At 65.5% G+C, this 14,896-nt stretch carries 14 protein-coding genes and 1 tRNA gene; all 15 read right to left on the bottom strand.

What is annotated here, in order from left to right; all coding sequences use genetic code 11:
• Window positions 1–7: 7 nt before the first annotated feature.
• On the bottom strand, window positions 8–1,516 hold the full coding sequence (nuoN, locus tag ABSY19_RS24035) for an NADH-quinone oxidoreductase subunit NuoN (RefSeq protein WP_382156530.1): 1,509 nt from the start codon (window positions 1,514–1,516) through the stop codon (window positions 8–10).
• A 27-nt stretch (window positions 1,517–1,543) separates the two neighbouring features.
• On the bottom strand, window positions 1,544–3,019 hold the full coding sequence (locus ABSY19_RS24030; protein WP_291120474.1) for an NADH-quinone oxidoreductase subunit M: 1,476 nt from the start codon (window positions 3,017–3,019) through the stop codon (window positions 1,544–1,546).
• A 16-nt stretch (window positions 3,020–3,035) separates the two neighbouring features.
• On the bottom strand, window positions 3,036–5,075 hold the full coding sequence (gene nuoL / locus ABSY19_RS24025) for an NADH-quinone oxidoreductase subunit L (RefSeq protein ID WP_382156528.1): 2,040 nt from the start codon (window positions 5,073–5,075) through the stop codon (window positions 3,036–3,038).
• A 40-nt stretch (window positions 5,076–5,115) separates the two neighbouring features.
• Complete coding sequence (nuoK, locus tag ABSY19_RS24020; RefSeq protein ID WP_291120478.1) at window positions 5,116–5,424, bottom strand: NADH-quinone oxidoreductase subunit NuoK; 309 nt, start codon at window positions 5,422–5,424, stop codon at window positions 5,116–5,118.
• Window positions 5,421–6,071, bottom strand: a complete 651-nt coding sequence (locus tag ABSY19_RS24015) for an NADH-quinone oxidoreductase subunit J (RefSeq protein WP_382156526.1) — start codon at window positions 6,069–6,071, stop codon at window positions 5,421–5,423. Before ABSY19_RS24015 ends, nuoK begins: the two co-directional genes overlap by 4 nt.
• A gap of 51 nt (window positions 6,072–6,122) precedes the next feature.
• Window positions 6,123–6,659, bottom strand: a complete 537-nt coding sequence (nuoI, locus tag ABSY19_RS24010; RefSeq protein WP_291120482.1) for an NADH-quinone oxidoreductase subunit NuoI — start codon at window positions 6,657–6,659, stop codon at window positions 6,123–6,125.
• 15 nt (window positions 6,660–6,674) lie between these two features.
• On the bottom strand, window positions 6,675–7,751 hold the full coding sequence (nuoH, locus tag ABSY19_RS24005; protein ID WP_291120484.1) for an NADH-quinone oxidoreductase subunit NuoH: 1,077 nt from the start codon (window positions 7,749–7,751) through the stop codon (window positions 6,675–6,677).
• A complete protein-coding gene (nuoG, locus tag ABSY19_RS24000) occupies window positions 7,748–9,880 on the bottom strand; it encodes an NADH-quinone oxidoreductase subunit NuoG (RefSeq protein WP_382156524.1) in 2,133 nt (710 codons plus the stop codon). The genes nuoH and nuoG overlap by 4 nt, the downstream gene beginning before the upstream one ends.
• A 14-nt stretch (window positions 9,881–9,894) precedes the next feature.
• Window positions 9,895–11,268: an NADH-quinone oxidoreductase subunit NuoF gene (nuoF, locus tag ABSY19_RS23995; RefSeq protein WP_382156522.1), complete on the bottom strand. Its 1,374-nt coding sequence runs from the start codon at window positions 11,266–11,268 to the stop codon at window positions 9,895–9,897.
• Window positions 11,265–11,789 (bottom strand): NADH-quinone oxidoreductase subunit NuoE, encoded by a 525-nt coding sequence (nuoE, locus tag ABSY19_RS23990; protein ID WP_382156520.1) that lies wholly within the window; start codon window positions 11,787–11,789, stop codon window positions 11,265–11,267. Before nuoE ends, nuoF begins: the two co-directional genes overlap by 4 nt.
• Window positions 11,786–13,039 carry an NADH-quinone oxidoreductase subunit D gene (locus tag ABSY19_RS23985; RefSeq protein ID WP_382156518.1) on the bottom strand — a complete coding sequence of 418 codons (1,254 nt, stop codon included), beginning with the start codon at window positions 13,037–13,039 and terminating at the stop codon, window positions 11,786–11,788. The genes nuoE and ABSY19_RS23985 overlap by 4 nt, the downstream gene beginning before the upstream one ends.
• 87 nt (window positions 13,040–13,126) lie before the next feature.
• Entirely contained in the window at window positions 13,127–13,735 is a 609-nt protein-coding gene (locus tag ABSY19_RS23980) for an NADH-quinone oxidoreductase subunit C (protein WP_382163921.1), read from the bottom strand.
• 69 nt (window positions 13,736–13,804) lie between these two features.
• Window positions 13,805–14,284, bottom strand: a complete 480-nt coding sequence (locus ABSY19_RS23975) for an NADH-quinone oxidoreductase subunit B family protein (protein WP_066270388.1) — start codon at window positions 14,282–14,284, stop codon at window positions 13,805–13,807.
• Between the two features lie 36 nt (window positions 14,285–14,320).
• Window positions 14,321–14,680, bottom strand: a complete 360-nt coding sequence (locus ABSY19_RS23970; protein WP_204735483.1) for an NADH-quinone oxidoreductase subunit A — start codon at window positions 14,678–14,680, stop codon at window positions 14,321–14,323.
• A 48-nt stretch (window positions 14,681–14,728) separates the two neighbouring features.
• Window positions 14,729–14,813: transfer RNA gene (locus tag ABSY19_RS23965), tRNA-Leu, on the bottom strand.
• Window positions 14,814–14,896: the final 83 nt, after the last annotated feature.

Below are 14,896 nucleotides of genomic sequence, written 5' to 3'. Positions count from 1 at the left end.
AACGCGATCAGGCCAGCAGTTGCGCCACGGCCTGGGCGCACAGGGTCATGAGGCCGCCAGGCACGATGCCGAGCACCAGCACCAGCAGGCCGTTGATCGAGAGCACCGCGCGCGCGTCCAGCCCGGCCTCGATCTCGGCGGTCTGCGTGGGCGCATCGAAGTACATGATCTTGACCACGCGCAGGTAATAGAACGCGCCGATCAGCGACATGATCACCGCGAACACGGCCAGGCCCACATAGAACGCGGCGCTCGAAGCCAGCAGCGCCTGCAGCACGGCGAGCTTGGCGTAGAAACCCACCAGCGGCGGCACACCGGCCAGCGAGAACATGCAGACCGCCATCACACCGGCGTACAGCGGGCTGCGCTGGTTCAGGCCGGCCAGGTCGCTGATGTTCTCCGACTCGAAGCCGCTGCGCGAGAGCAGCAGGATCACACCGAAGGTGCCCAGCGTGGTCAGCACGTAGGTGACGACGTAGAACATGGACGAGCCGTAGGCGTTGGCCATGTTGCTGCTGTCCAGGCCGTCGGCGCCCTGCACCACGCCCGCGAGCAGGCCCAGCATCAGGAAGCCCATCTGCGCGATGGTCGAGAAGGCCAGCATGCGCTTGAGGTTGTTCTGCGCGATGGCGGCGAGGTTGCCCACCAGCAGCGACATGACGGCGAGCACCGCGAGCATCTGCTGCCAGTCCACGGCCAGCGGCTGCAGGCCTTCGACCAGCAGGCGGATCACGATGGCGAAGGCGGCCAGCTTGGGCGCGCCACCGATCATCAGGGTGATGGCGGTCGGGGCACCGTGGTACACGTCGGGCACCCACATGTGGAAGGGCACCACGCCGAGCTTGAAGGCCAGGCCGGCCACCACGAACACCAGGCCAAGGGTGAGCACCTGCGGCGAGCCCACGAGCGTGTCGTCGCCGCCCGCGATGGTCAGCATCACCTCGGTGAGGTTCAGCGAACCGGTGGCGCCATAGACCATGGACAGGCCGTAGAGCAGGAAACCGCTGGCCAGCGCGCCCAGCACGAAGTACTTCATGGCCGCTTCGGTGGCCTTCACGTCGTCGCGGCGCAGCGCCACCAGGGCGTAGCTGGAGAGCGTGAGCAGCTCCAGGCCGAGGTAGATCACCAGGAAGTGGTGGCTGGAGATCATGACGAACATGCCCAGCAGCGCGAACATGCCCAGGCTGAACAGCTCGCCGCCGCGCAGCATGTCGCGCTGGCCCGAGTAGGCGCGGCCGTACACGAAGGTGACCATCATGGCGATGGAGGCGAAGCACTTGAGCCAGTTGCCCATGGGGTCGCTGACGATCATGCCGCCGAAGCCGTAGACGGTGTTGCCCGAGCTCGCGGCCAGGCCCTGCAGCACCGCGATGACGCCCAGCGTCAGCAGCGTCAGGCCGTAGGTGACGCCGCGCAGCGGCGTCTTCACCGCCAGATCGACCAGCGCGATCACGCAGGCCATCGTCATCAGGAGGATTTCTGGGTAGGCCGCGACCCAGCTGAGCTTGTCAATCATGTGAGCGTTCTCTCGTGTAGCGTGAGCTCAGTTCAGTTTGGAGATGGCGACGTGGCGCAGCAGTTCGGCCACGGACGCATCCATCACGTCGGTGAAGGGCTTGGGATAGACACCCATGTAGAGCACGGCCAGCGCCAGCACGCCCAGCACCAGGAATTCGCGCGCGTTGATGTCGACCAGGGCCTTGACGTTGTCGTTGCCCACGCTGCCGAGGTAGACCCGCTTGTACATCCACAGCGAGTACGCGGCGCCGAAGATCAGGGCCGAGGCGGCCAGCAGGCCGATCCAGAAGTTGGCCTTGACGGCGGCGATGATGACCATCCACTCGCCCACGAAACCGGCGGTGCCCGGCAGGCCGCAGTTGGCCATGGTGAACAGCAGCGCGAAAGCGGCGAACTTGGGCATGGTGTTGACCACGCCGCCGTAGTCGGCGATCTCGCGCGAGTGAACGCGGTCGTACAGCACGCCGATGCCCAGGAACATCGCGGCCGAGACGAAGCCGTGGGCGATCATCTGCACGATCGCGCCGGAGACGCCGAGGTCGCTGAAGACGAAGAAGCCCAGGGTGACGAAGCCCATGTGGGCCACCGACGAATAGGCCACGAGTTTCTTCATGTCCTGCTGCACCATGGCGACCAGGCCCACGTAGATCACGGCGATGAGCGAGAGCGCGATCATCAGCCAGGCCCATTCGTGCGCGGCATCGGGCAGGATGGGCAGCGAGAAGCGCAGGAAACCGTAGGCACCCAGCTTGAGCATGATGGCCGCCAGCACGGCGGAACCGCCGGTGGGGGCTTCCACGTGCACGTCGGGCAGCCAGGTGTGCACCGGCCACATCGGCACCTTCACCGCGAAGGCGGCGAAGAAGGCGAAGAACAGCAGGGTCTGCGCGGTGCCGCCCAGGGGCAGCTTGTACCAGTCGGCCAGCGCGAAGCTGCCGCCGGACTGCGTGTACAGGTAGATCAGGGCCACCAGCATGAGCAGCGAGCCCAGCAGGGTGTACAGGAAGAACTTGAAGGCCGCGTAGATCTTGTTCGGGCCACCCCAGATGCCGATGATCAGGTACATCGGGATCAGCGTGGCTTCGAAGAACACGTAGAACAGCATCGCGTCCTGCGCGCTGAAGACGCCGATCATCAGACCCGAGAGGATCAGGAAGGCACCCATGTACTGGTTGACGCGCGAGGTGATCGACTCCCAGCTCGCCACCACCACCACGACGTTGATGAAGGCGGTCAGCAAGATCAGCCAGAGCGAGATGCCATCCACGCCCAGGTGGTAGTTGACGTTGAAGTTCTCGATCCAGGCGCGCTTCTCGACGAACTGCATGGCGGCGGTGCCCAGTTCGAAGCCGGTGTACAGCGGCACGGTGACGGCCAGGCCGGCAATGGCGCCCACCAGCGCGACCCAGCGCACCACGTGCGCCTGATCGTCGCGGCCCAGGGCCAGCAGCACGACGCCGAAGAAGATCGGCGTCCAGATTGCAAGGCTCAGCAAACCCATCTTGTTATCCCTCTTCTTATTTGGCGAGCCAGACGAAATACGTCATGAACAGCAGCACGCCCACGATCATCATGAGCGCGTAGTGGTAGAGGTAACCGGTCTGCGCGCGGCGCACGACCGAGGACACCACGCCCACCAGCTTCCAGCTGGCGTTGACCACGCCGCCTTCGATCACGCCCCGGTCGCCGCCCTTCCAGAGGCCGACACCCAGCGCGCGCGCGCCACGGGCCAGCACGTTCTCGTTGAACCAGTCCAGGTAGTACTTGTTCTCCAGCACCACGATCAGCGGGCGCAGCGCGCGCGCGATGGCGGCCGGCACGGCCGGGTTGATCAGGTACATGTACCAGGCGCACACCGCGCCGGCCAGCGCCAGGTACAGCGGCGCGGTCGACAGCGCGTGGGTCGCCATGGCCAGGGGTCCGTGGAACATCTCGCCGAACTTCACCATGGCCGGGTGGGCCGCGGTGTTGATGGTGATGGCGTCCTTGAAGAAGTCACCGAACAGCATGGGCTGGATGGTGATGAAACCGATCACCACCGAAGGAATGGCCAGCAGCAGCAGCGGCACCGTCACCACCCAGGGCGACTCGTGCGGCTTGCCATCGCCGTGCCCATGGTCGTCGTGGTGGTCGCCATGGTCATCGTGGTGGCCGTGGTGGGCGTCCGGGTTCTGGTCGTAGCGCTCCTTGCCGTGGAACACCAGGAAGTAGAGCCGGAACGAGTAGAACGAGGTGACGAACACGCCCGCGAGCACCGCGAAGTGCGCGAAGCCGGCGGCGGGCAGGTTGCTGAAGTGCACCGCCTCGATGATGCTGTCCTTGGAATAGAAACCGGAGAACAGCGGCGTACCGATCAGGGCCAGCGTGCCCAGCAGCGAGGTGATCCAGGTGATGGGCATGTACTTGCGCACGCCACCCATCCAGCGGATGTCCTGGTTGTGGTGCAGACCCATGATGACCGAGCCGGCGGCCAGGAACAGCAGCGCCTTGAAGAAGGCGTGGGTCATCAAGTGGAACACGGCCACCGAATAGGCGGAGGCGCCCAGCGCCACCGTCATGTAGCCCAGCTGCGAGAGCGTGGAGTACGCCACCACGCGCTTGATGTCGTTCTGGATGATGCCCAGGAAGCCCATGAACAGCGCGGTGATCGCACCGATGATCAGGATGAAGTTGAGCGCGGTGTCCGACAGCTCGAACAGCGGCGACATGCGCGCGACCATGAAGATGCCGGCGGTCACCATGGTGGCGGCGTGGATCAGCGCCGAGATGGGCGTGGGGCCTTCCATGGAGTCGGGCAGCCAGACGTGCAGCGGGAACTGCGCGCTCTTGCCCATGGCGCCGATGAACAGGCAGATGCAGATCACGGTGATCAGCATCCAGTCGGTGCCGGGGAAGCCCAGCGTGCCGAGTTCGGGCGCCTTGGCGAACACCTCGGTGTAGTTCATGGTGCCGGCGTAGGCCACGATCAGGCCGATGCCGAGGATGAAGCCGAAGTCGCCCACGCGGTTGACCAGGAAGGCCTTCATGTTGGCGAAGATGGCCGTGGGCTTGTTGAACCAGAACCCGATCAGCAGGTAGGACACCAGGCCCACCGCTTCCCAGCCGAAGAACAGCTGCAGCAGGTTGTTGCTCATGACGAGCATGAGCATGGAGAAGGTGAACAGCGAGATGTAGGCGAAGAAGCGGTTGTAGCCGTCGTCCTCTTCCATGTAGCCGATGGTGTAGAGGTGCACCATGAGCGAGACGAAGGTGACGACCACCATCATCATCGCGGTGAGGCCATCGACCAGGAAGCCGATCTCCATCTTCAGGCCGCCCACCACCATCCAGGTGTAGATGGTCTCGTTGAAGCGCGCGCCGTCCACGGCCACGCTCTTGAGCGTCATGGCCGAGAGGATGAAGGCCACCAGCACGCCCAGGATGGTGAAGGTGTGCGAGGCGCGGCGGCCGATCACGTTGCCGCCGAAGGTGGTGCCCAGGATGCCGGCGATCGCCGAACCCAGCAATGGGGCCAGCGGAACGGCGAGCAAGGTGCTTGCAGAGAGGGTGGTGCTCATGGGGTTCTTGCCTGAGTTCTCGTGTGGGGTGGCCCTGGCCTCAACCCTTGAGGGTGTTGAGTTCTTCGACGCTGATCGACGACTTGTTGCGGAAGAGCAGCACCAGAATGGCCAGACCGATCGCCGATTCGGCGGCGGCCACTGTCAGGATGAAAAACACGAAGACCTGGCCGTGCATGTCGCCCAGGAAATGCGAGAAGGCCACGAAGTTCATGTTCACGGCCAGCAGCATCAGTTCGATGGCCATGAGCAGAACGATGAGGTTCTTGCGGTTCAGGAAGATGCCCACGACCGAGATCGCGAACAGGATCGCGCCGACGGCGAGGAAATGGCCCAGCGAGACGGTCATGGTTTCTGGCCCTCCTGGGCGGCTGCCGCTTCGGCGGCGGGGGCGGCTTTCTGCGTGGCGTTCATGGGCAGCACCACCAGGCGGTCGCTGGCGCGCACGTGCACCTGCAGATTGGGGTTGATGGCCTTGCTGTCCTTGCGCTGGCGCAGGGTCAGCGCGATGGCGGCGATCATGGCCACCAGCAGGATCACGGCGGCCACTTCGATCGGGTACAGGTACTCGGTGTACAGCAGCACGCCCAGCTCACGGGTGTTGGAGTAGCCCGGGTCGGCGGCCACCGCGCCCGGATTGCCCGTGACCGTGGGGAAACCGGCCCACAGCACGGCGATGAGTTCGGCCGCCACGAAGGCGCCGAGCAAGGCCGCCACCGGGAAGTGCTTCCAGAAGCCCTGGCGCACCGTGTCCAGGTTGATGTCCAGCATCATCACGACGAAGAGGAACAGCACCATCACCGCGCCCAGGTACACCAGCACCAGCGTGATGCCCAGGAACTCGGCGCGCAGCAACAGCCACAACGCCGCCGCCTGCGAGAACGCGAGCATGAGGTGCAGCACGGCATGCACCGGGTTGCGCGCGGTGATCACGCGGTAGCCTGCGTACAGCAGCACCGCGGCGAACAGGTAGAAAAAGCCGGTCTGGTAATCCATGGCGTCGTGGTTCTTGTGTCGTCTGGTCCGGCCGAATCGGTTCGGCGCCGATCAGCGGTAGGGGGCGTCGGAGGCCCGGGCGGCGGCGATCTCGGATTCGTAGCGGTCGCCCACGGCCAGCAGCATCTCCTTGGTGAAATACAGGTCGCCGCGCTTCTCGCCGTGGTATTCGAGGACGTGCGTCTCGACGATGGAATCGACCGGGCAGCTTTCTTCGCAGAAGCCGCAGAAGATGCACTTGGTCAGGTCGATGTCGTAGCGCGTGGTGCGGCGCGAACCATCGGCGCGCACATCGGATTCGATGGTGATCGCCATCGCCGGGCAGACGGCTTCGCAGAGCTTGCAGGCGATGCAGCGCTCTTCACCGTTCTCGTAACGGCGCAGGGCGTGCAGACCACGGAAGCGCGGCGACAGCGGTGTTTTTTCCTCGGGGAACTGCACCGTGACCTTGCGCTTGAAGGCGTAGCGGCCCGTCAGGGCCATGCCCTTGAACAGCTCCACCAGCAGGAAGCTGTTGAAGAAATCGCGGAAGGAGAACGGCGCGGCGTGCGCGGACGGCGCGGTGGAATTGGCGGTGGTGGTGGACATGGTCGTTCGCCCGGCTTATTTCCAGAGGTTCCACGGGGTCTGCATGAGCGCGCCCACGAGGAGCAGCCAGATCAGCGTGACAGGGATGAAGATCTTCCAGCCCAGACGCATGATCTGGTCGTAGCGGAAGCGGGGGAAGGTGGCGCGGATCCAGATGAACATGGACACCACGACGCAGGTCTTGATGCCGAGCCAGATCCAGCCGGGGATGAAGTCGAGCGCGGCGATCGGCGACAGCCAGCCGCCCAGGAACATCAGCACGGCCAGCACGGACACCAGCCACATGCTGGCGTACTCGGCCAGGAAGAAGATGGCGAAGCCCATGCCCGAGTACTCGACCATGTGGCCGGCCACGATCTCGGCCTCGCCTTCGACCACGTCGAAGGGGTGGCGGTTGGTTTCGGCCACGCCGGAGATCAGGTAGACGAAGAAGATCGGCAGCAGGGGCAACCAGTTCCAGGACAGGAAGCCCAGGCCCATGTTGGCGCCCATGCCGCGCGCCTGAGAGGCCACGATCTCGCCCAGGTGCAGGCTGCCGGCGGTCATGACCACCACCAGGAAGCAGAAGCCGATGGCGATTTCGTAGCTCACCATCTGCGCCGAGGCGCGCAGCGCGCCGAGGAAGGCGTACTTGGAGTTGGACGCCCAGCCGGCGATGATCACACCGTAGACCTCGATCGAGGTGATGGCCAGGATCACCAGCAGGCCGGCGTTCACGTTGGCGATGATCGCCTCCGGGCCGAAAGGAATCGCGACCCACGCGGCCAACGCCGGCATGATGGCCATGACGGGGCCGAGGCGGAACAGGCCGTTGCTGGCCGCGCTGGGGCGGATCAGTTCCTTGGTCAGCAGCTTGAGCGCGTCGGCGATCGGCTGCAGCAGGCCGAAGGGGCCCACGCGGTTGGGACCGTGGCGCACCTGGATCCAGCCGAGCAGCTTGCGCTCCCACAGCGTGAGGTAGGCCACCGCGCCCATCAGGGGAGCGAGCACCACCACGATCTTGATCAGGTTCCAGATGACGGGCCAGGCACCGGTGGCCCACCAGTCGGCGGCGATCAGGCCCAGGCCGCCGTTGTACATCGCATCGATCACGCTGCGGCTCCTTCCAGGGCTTGAGCGGTCCGCGCATCGGCGGTGAGTTGCAGGGCGGTCGAGCGGCGCACCAGGCCGTCGAGCTGGTAGATGGACGCCACGCAGGGCGCCACTTCGGCGGGCGACGTGTCGATCGCCGCGCTGCTCGCGTTGGACAGGCGGGCGGCATCGACCACGGCGCCGTTGCTCACGCCCGGCAGCGCCGCGGCCAGCACGGCCTGCGACGAATCGGCGTCGAAGCCCGGCAGGTCCAGCAGGTTGCCGAGCACGCGCAGCACCTTCCAGGCCGGGCGCGTGTCGCCCAGCGGGCGCACGACGGCGTGAAAGCCTTGCAGGCGGCCTTCGGCGTTCACGAAGGAACCCGAGGTTTCGGTGAACGGCGCGATGGGCAGCAGCACGTCGCTCACGTCGAGGTTGGTCTTGAAGGGGCTGAGGGTGACGACCATGCCGGCCGCCGCCAGACCCGTGGCACCGACGGCGGTGTCCTGGGCGGGTTCGGTGTTGAGCAGGAGGGCGGCCTTGAGCTGGCCCACCAGCATCTGGCCGGCGTTCAGACCGCCCTGCCCCGGCACCGCGTTCACCAGCTGCGCGCCCACGGTGTTGGCCGCTTCGCTGAGGTAACCCACCGTGGCGCCAGTCTGCTGCGCGATCCAGTTCGCGAGCGCGAGCAGGCTCGACGCCTTGGCGTGGTGCGCTGCCGCGTTGCCCAGCAGAATGGCTTTCTGTTCCCCACCCAGCAGGGACTTGGCCACCGCGCGGTGCGCGTCCGTGGCCTCGCCACTCACGGGCGCCGCGGCACCCGTTTCGGCGCCGATGGCGGCCGCGATGCCGGCCAGCGCCGACACCCACAGGCCGCTGTCGGCCAGCACGGTGTTCTTCACCGGCATGGCCCAATCTTGCGCCACGGCGTTGAGCACGTTGACCTGCGCGCCCTTGCGCTGGGCCTGGCGGATGCGCTGCGCGAACAGCGGGTGGTCCTTGCGCAGGTTGGAACCGATCACGAGCACGCGCTGCAGCGTGGAGAGCGATGCGATCGGCAGGCCCAGCCAGCGGGCAGCACCGGTGGGTGCCGTGTTCGAGAAATCGGCGTGGCGCAGGCGCGCGTCGATGTTCTGGCTGCCCAGGCCACGCACCAGGGCACCGGCCAGGGCCAGCTCTTCAAGCGTGCTGTGCGGGCTGGCCAGCAGGCCGATGGCGGCGGCGCCGTGGTCGGCCTTGACCTGCTTCAGGCCATTGGCCACGTACTCGAGCGCGGTCTGCCAGTCGACCGTCTTCCATTCACCGCCCTGCTTGAGCATGGGCGAGGTCAGGCGTTCTTCGCTGTTGACGGCTTCGTACGAAAAGCGGTCGCGGTCGGCGATCCAGCATTCGTTGACGGCTTCGTTTTCCAGCGGCACCACGCGCATGACCTTGTGGTTCTTCACCTGGACGATCAGGTTGGCGCCGGTGGAGTCGTGCGGGCTCACGCTCTTGCGGCGCGAGAGCTCCCAGGTGCGGGCGCTGTAGCGGAAGGGCTTGCTGGTGAGCGCGCCGACCGGGCAGATGTCGATCATGTTGCCCGAGAGTTCGGAGTCCACCGTGTCGCCCAGGAAGGTCTCGATCTCGGCGTGTTCGCCGCGGTGCGACATGCCCAGCTCCATCACGCCGGCCACTTCCTGGCCGAAGCGCACGCAGCGGGTGCAGTGGATGCAGCGGCTCATCTCTTCCATGGAGATCAGCGGGCCCACGTCCTTGTGGAAGACCACGCGCTTTTCTTCTTCGTAGCGCGAACCGGAGCCACCGTAGCCCACGGCCAGATCCTGCAGCTGGCATTCGCCGCCCTGGTCGCAGATGGGGCAGTCCAGCGGGTGGTTGATGAGCAGGAACTCCATCACCGACTGCTGGGCCTTGATCGCCTTGTCGCTCTTGGTGCGCACGATCATGCCCTGCGTGACCGGCGTGGCGCAGGCCGGCATGGGCTTGGGCGCCTTCTCCACGTCGACCAGGCACATGCGGCAGTTGGCCGCGATGGACAGCTTCTTGTGGTAGCAGAAGTGGGGGATGTAGGTGCCCGCCTTCTCGGCCGCATGCATGACCATGCTGCCCGGGGGCACTTCCACCTTCTTGCCGTCGAGTTCGATTTCAACCATGGGAATGTCTTCTCTTAAGCGGCCTTGGCGGGCGTCTGAGCAGCCGTGATCTTGGCCTCGAACTCATGCCGGAAATGTTTGATCATGGCGCGCACCGGCATGGCCGCCGCATCGCCCAGGGCGCAGATGGTGCGGCCCATGATGTTCTCGGCCACGTTGTCGAGCAGCGCCATGTCGGCGGGCTTGCCCAGGCCGCGATCGATGCGGTCCACCATGCGCCAGAGCCAACCCGTGCCTTCGCGGCAGGGTGTGCACTGACCGCAGGATTCGTGCATGTAGAAGTAGGACAGGCGCTTGAGCGACTCGACCATGCAGCGCGAGTCGTCCATCACGATGACGGCACCCGAGCCCAGCATGGAGCCGGCCTTGGCGATGGAGTCGTAGTCCATCGTGCACTCCATCATGATGTGCGCGGGCAGCACGGGAGCCGACGAGCCGCCAGGGATCACGGCCTTGAGCGTGCGGCCCTTGCGCACGCCACCGGCGAGCTCCAGCAGCTTGCTGAACGGCGTGCCCAGTGGCACCTCGTAGTTGCCCGGCATCTCCACGTCGCCCGAGACCGAATAGATCTTGGTGCCTCCGTTGTTCGGCTTGCCGCAGGCCAGGTAGGCCGCGCCGCCGTTGCGGATGATCCAGGGCACCGCCGCGAAGGTCTCGGTGTTGTTGATGGTGGTGGGCTTGCCGTACAGGCCGAAGCTGGCCGGGAACGGCGGCTTGAAGCGAGGCTGGCCCTTCTTGCCTTCGAGCGATTCGAGCAGCGCGGTTTCTTCACCGCAGATGTAGGCGCCGAAACCGTGCGCGGCGTGCAGCTGGAAGTTGAAGCCGCTGCCCATGATGCCGTCGCCCAGGAAGCCGGCGGCGCGCGCCTCTTCCAGCGCGGCCTCGAAGCGCTCATAGGCTTCGAAGATCTCGCCGTGGATGTAGTTGTAGCCCACGCTGATGCCCATCGCATACGCCGCGATGGCCATGCCTTCGATGACGATGTGCGGGTTGTACAGCAGGATGTCGCGGTCCTTGCAGGTGCCGGGCTCGCCTTCGTCCGAGTTGCACACCAGGTACTTCTGGCCCGGGAACTGGCGCGGCATGAAGCTCCACTTCAGGCCCGTGGGGAAGCCCGCACCGCCCCGGCCGCGCAGCGCCGATTCCTTGAGCGTGGCGATCACCTGGTCCTGCGTCATGCCCACGACGGGCGGATCACCGGCCGGCGGTGAGCCGTCCTGGCCCAGCACCTTGCGCAGGGCCTGGTAGCCGCCACGCGCCACGTAGTCCTTGAGCGACCAGTTGCTGCCGTCGAGGCCGGCGTAGATCTGCGGTTCGATGTGGCGGCCGTGGAAGCAGGTCTGCACGCCGGTGGCGCGGAACTGCGAGAGGATCTGCTCGGCGTTCATGCTTGTCCTTCCGAGGCCTGCACGGACGATTTGAGGCCGTCGACCAGCTGGTCCAGCTTCTCATTGCTCATGAAGCTGCACATGTGGCGGTCGTTGACCAGCATCACGGGGGAGTCGGCGCAGGCACCCAGGCATTCGCTCTGCTGCAGCGTGAACAGGCCGTCGGCCGTGGTCTCGCCCATGGTGATGCCCAGCTTCTGCTCCAGGTGGTGCAGGGCCTTGTTGCCGTCGCGCAACTGGCACGGCAGGTTGGTGCAGACGTTGAGCTTGAACTTGCCCACCGGCCGCTGGTTGTACATGTTGTAGAAGGTCGTGACCTCGTGCACCGCGATCGGTTCGACACGCAGGTAGGCGGCCAGCGCCACCTCGGCTTCAGGGCTCACGTGGCCCTCTTCCTGCTGGATGATGGACAGGCAGGCCATCACCGCGGAAATGCGCTGCTCGTCGGGGTACTTCGCGACCTCGCGGTCGAAGCGCCGGATCGTGGCCTCCTGGAAGGACTCGGGCGTGACGGTGCTCATCGGTCGATCTCTCCGAAAACGATGTCCATGGTGCCGATGATGGCCACCGCGTCGGCCAGCATGTGGCCGCGCGCCATCTCGTCCATGGTGGCGAGGTGCGCGAAACCGGGCGCGCGGATCTTCAGGCGGTAGGGCTTGTTGGCGCCATCGCTCACGAGGTAGATGCCGAACTCGCCCTTGGGGTGTTCGACCGCCGCGTAGGCCTCGCCTTCGGGCACGTGGAAACCTTCGGTGAAGAGCTTGAAGTGGTGGATCAGCTCTTCCATGTTGGCCTTCATGGCCTCACGGGCGGGCGCGGCCACCTTGTGGTTGTCGGTGATCACCGGGCCGGGATTGGCGCGCAGCCATTTCGAGCATTGTTCGATGATGCGGTTGGACTGCTTCATCTCCTCCATGCGGACGAGGTAGCGGTCGTAGCAGTCGCCGGTCTTGCCGACCGGGATGTCGAAGTCCATCTGGCCGTACACGTCGTAGGGCTGCTTCTTGCGCAGGTCCCAGGCGATGCCGGAGCCGCGCAGCATGGGGCCGGTCATGCCCAGGTTGAGCGCGCGCTCGGGCGTGACCACACCGATGCCGACGGTGCGCTGCTTCCAGATGCGGTTGTCGGTCAGCAGCGTGTGGTATTCGGCCAGGTAGGTCGGGAAGCGCCGGGTGAAGTCGTCGATGAAGTCCAGCAGCGAACCCTGGCGGTTCGTGTTCATCTGCTCCATGGCGCGCGCGTTGCGGATCTTGCTGTGCTTGTACTGCGGCATGCTGTCCGGCAGGTCGCGGTACACGCCGCCCGGACGGAAGTAGGCCGCGTGCATGCGCGCGCCCGAGACGGCTTCGTACATGTCGAACAGGTCTTCACGCTCGCGGAACGCGTAGATCAGGATGGTCGAGCTGCCGCAATCGTTGCCATGCGAACCGAGCCACATCAGGTGGTTGAGCAGGCGCGTGATCTCGCTGAACATCACGCGGATGTACTGCGCGCGGATCGGCACCTCGATGCCCAGCAGCTTCTCGATGGCCAGGCAGTAGGCGTGCTCGTTGCACATCATGGACACGTAGTCCAGCCGGTCCATGTAGGGCAGCGACTGGATGTAGGTCTTGTGCTCGGCCAGCTTTTCGGTGGCGCGGTGCAGCAGGCCGATGTGAGGGTCGGCGCGTTGCACGACCTCGCCGTCCAGCTCCAGCACGAGGCGCAGCACGCCGTGCGCGGCCGGGTGCTGCGGGCCGAAGTTCAGGGTGTAGTTCTTGATCTCTGCCATGTCAGGGCTCCCGCCGGGCCGTCCCAAGGGAAGCCCGCGCCCCTTCGGGGGGCAGCGAATACACGAAGTGATGAGCGTGGGGGTGCATCAGTGAAGCCCGCCGTAGTTGTCTTCGCGGATGATGCGCGGCGTGATCTCGCGCGGCTCGATGGTCACCGGCTCGTAGATCACGCGCTGGCGCTCGGCGTCGTAGCGCATTTCGACGTGGCCCGACAGCGGGAAGTCCTTGCGGAACGGGTGGCCGATGAAGCCGTAGTCGGTCAGGATGCGGCGCAGGTCGTCGTGGCCTTCGAAGACGATGCCATACAGGTCGAAGGCCTCGCGCTCGTACCAGTTGGCCGCGGCCCACAGCGGGGTCACCGACGCCAGCACCGGGAAATCGTCTTCGGGGCAGAACACGCGCACGCGCACGCGGTGGTTGTGGGTGACGGACAGCAGGTGCACCACCGCCGCGAAGCGCTGGCCTTCCCAGCGGCCATCGCCGTAGGCCTGGTAGTCCATGCCGCAGAGGTCGATGAGCTGTTCGAAGCGGGCCTCGGGCGCATCGCGCAGGGTCTGCATGACGGCCAGGTAGTCGGCCGCCTTCACCGTGAGCGTGAGCTCTTCGCGGACCACCTGGAGGGATTGGGCCTTGTCGCCCAGCAGACCCGCCAGCGAGTTCTTCAGCGCCTCGGGCTCGACGGCAGGGGGAGTCATGGCGGTGTCGGTCATGAACAGGGTTCTTTCAGGGCCAGTGACGTGCTAGCGATGTCAGGGGCGCCGCGCTCAGGCACGCGCAATGGTGTGGGTGCGGCGAATCTTCTGCTGCAGTTGGATGATTCCGTACAGCAGCGCCTCGGCCGTGGGCGGGCAGCCGGGCACGTACACGTCCACCGGCACGATGCGATCGCAGCCCCGCACCACCGAATAGCTGTAGTGGTAGTAGCCGCCGCCGTTGGCGCACGAGCCCATGGACAGCACCCAGCGCGGCTCGGCCATCTGGTCGTAGACCTTGCGCAGGGCCGGCGCCATCTTGTTGCACAGCGTGCCGGCCACGATCATCAGATCGGACTGGCGCGGGCTGGCGCGGAACACCTCGGAGCCGAAGCGGCCGATGTCGTAGCGCGCGGCGGCCGCGTGCATCATCTCGACCGCGCAGCAGGCCAGACCAAAGGTCATGGGCCAGAGCGAGCCGGTCTTGGCCCAGTTCACCACCGAGTCGTAGCTGGTGGTGACGAAACCTTCCTTGAATACACCTTCAATCATGAACCGCTCCGGTGCGCGCGCACGCGTCTGTCGAACTCATTCCCAATCCAGCGCGCCTTTTTTCCATTCGTAGGCGAAGCCCACGGTCAGGATGGCCAGGAACACCACGCCAGCGAAGAAGCCCGTGGCCCCGATGTCGGAGAACGCCACGGCCCAGGGAATGAGGAATGCAATTTCGAGGTCGAACAGGATGAAGAGGATGGCCACCAGGTAGTAGCGCACATCGAACTTCATGCGGGCGTCTTCGAAAGCCTCGAAGCCGCATTCGTAAGGGGAGTTTTTCTCGGCATCCGGGAGATTGGGGCCAAGGATGTAGCCCAGAACCTGCGGGATGATCCCTACGGCAATACCCACCAAGATAAACAGGAGCACAGGAAGGTATTGTTCGAGACTCATCTTGGGTAGATTCCGCTGACACGGCGTGGGACCGTGTTGTCCAATGATTGGTGCCGACGGCGAGACTCGAACTCGCACAGCTTTCGCCACTACCCCCTCAAGATAGCGTGTCTACCAATTTCACCACGTCGGCTGGGTCTGCATTGATGGGCTCGCGAGGAATGGTGCGAGCCTTGCTGACAACCCATAGAGTTTACCCTGAAACGCCCCCTGTTT

This window comes from Hydrogenophaga sp. ANAO-22 (assembly GCF_042466645.1).
GTDB lineage: Bacteria > Pseudomonadota > Gammaproteobacteria > Burkholderiales > Burkholderiaceae_C > Hydrogenophaga.
Note: the sequence above shows the minus strand (reverse complement) of the source record. Positions and strands in the feature narration are given on the sequence as shown.

Bases quoted from the DNA above. Each gene is read 5' to 3' on its own strand.
- nuoN (WP_382156530.1), bottom strand. From the start codon at position 1,516: ATGATTGACAAGCTCAGCTGGGTCGCGGCCTACCCAGAAATCCTCCTG.
- ABSY19_RS24030 (WP_291120474.1), bottom strand. From the start codon at position 3,019: ATGGGTTTGCTGAGCCTTGCAATCTGGACGCCGATCTTCTTCGGCGTC.
- nuoL (WP_382156528.1), bottom strand. From the start codon at position 5,075: ATGAGCACCACCCTCTCTGCAAGCACCTTGCTCGCCGTTCCGCTGGCC.
- nuoK (WP_291120478.1), bottom strand. From the start codon at position 5,424: ATGACCGTCTCGCTGGGCCATTTCCTCGCCGTCGGCGCGATCCTGTTC.
- ABSY19_RS24015 (WP_382156526.1), bottom strand. From the start codon at position 6,071: ATGGATTACCAGACCGGCTTTTTCTACCTGTTCGCCGCGGTGCTGCTG.
- nuoI (WP_291120482.1), bottom strand. From the start codon at position 6,659: ATGTCCACCACCACCGCCAATTCCACCGCGCCGTCCGCGCACGCCGCG.
- nuoG (WP_382156524.1), bottom strand. From the start codon at position 9,880: ATGGTTGAAATCGAACTCGACGGCAAGAAGGTGGAAGTGCCCCCGGGC.
- nuoF (WP_382156522.1), bottom strand. From the start codon at position 11,268: ATGAACGCCGAGCAGATCCTCTCGCAGTTCCGCGCCACCGGCGTGCAG.
- nuoE (WP_382156520.1), bottom strand. From the start codon at position 11,789: ATGAGCACCGTCACGCCCGAGTCCTTCCAGGAGGCCACGATCCGGCGC.
- ABSY19_RS23985 (WP_382156518.1), bottom strand. From the start codon at position 13,039: ATGGCAGAGATCAAGAACTACACCCTGAACTTCGGCCCGCAGCACCCG.
- ABSY19_RS23980 (WP_382163921.1), bottom strand. From the start codon at position 13,735: ATGACTCCCCCTGCCGTCGAGCCCGAGGCGCTGAAGAACTCGCTGGCG.
- ABSY19_RS23975 (WP_066270388.1), bottom strand. From the start codon at position 14,284: ATGATTGAAGGTGTATTCAAGGAAGGTTTCGTCACCACCAGCTACGAC.
- ABSY19_RS23970 (WP_204735483.1), bottom strand. From the start codon at position 14,680: ATGAGTCTCGAACAATACCTTCCTGTGCTCCTGTTTATCTTGGTGGGT.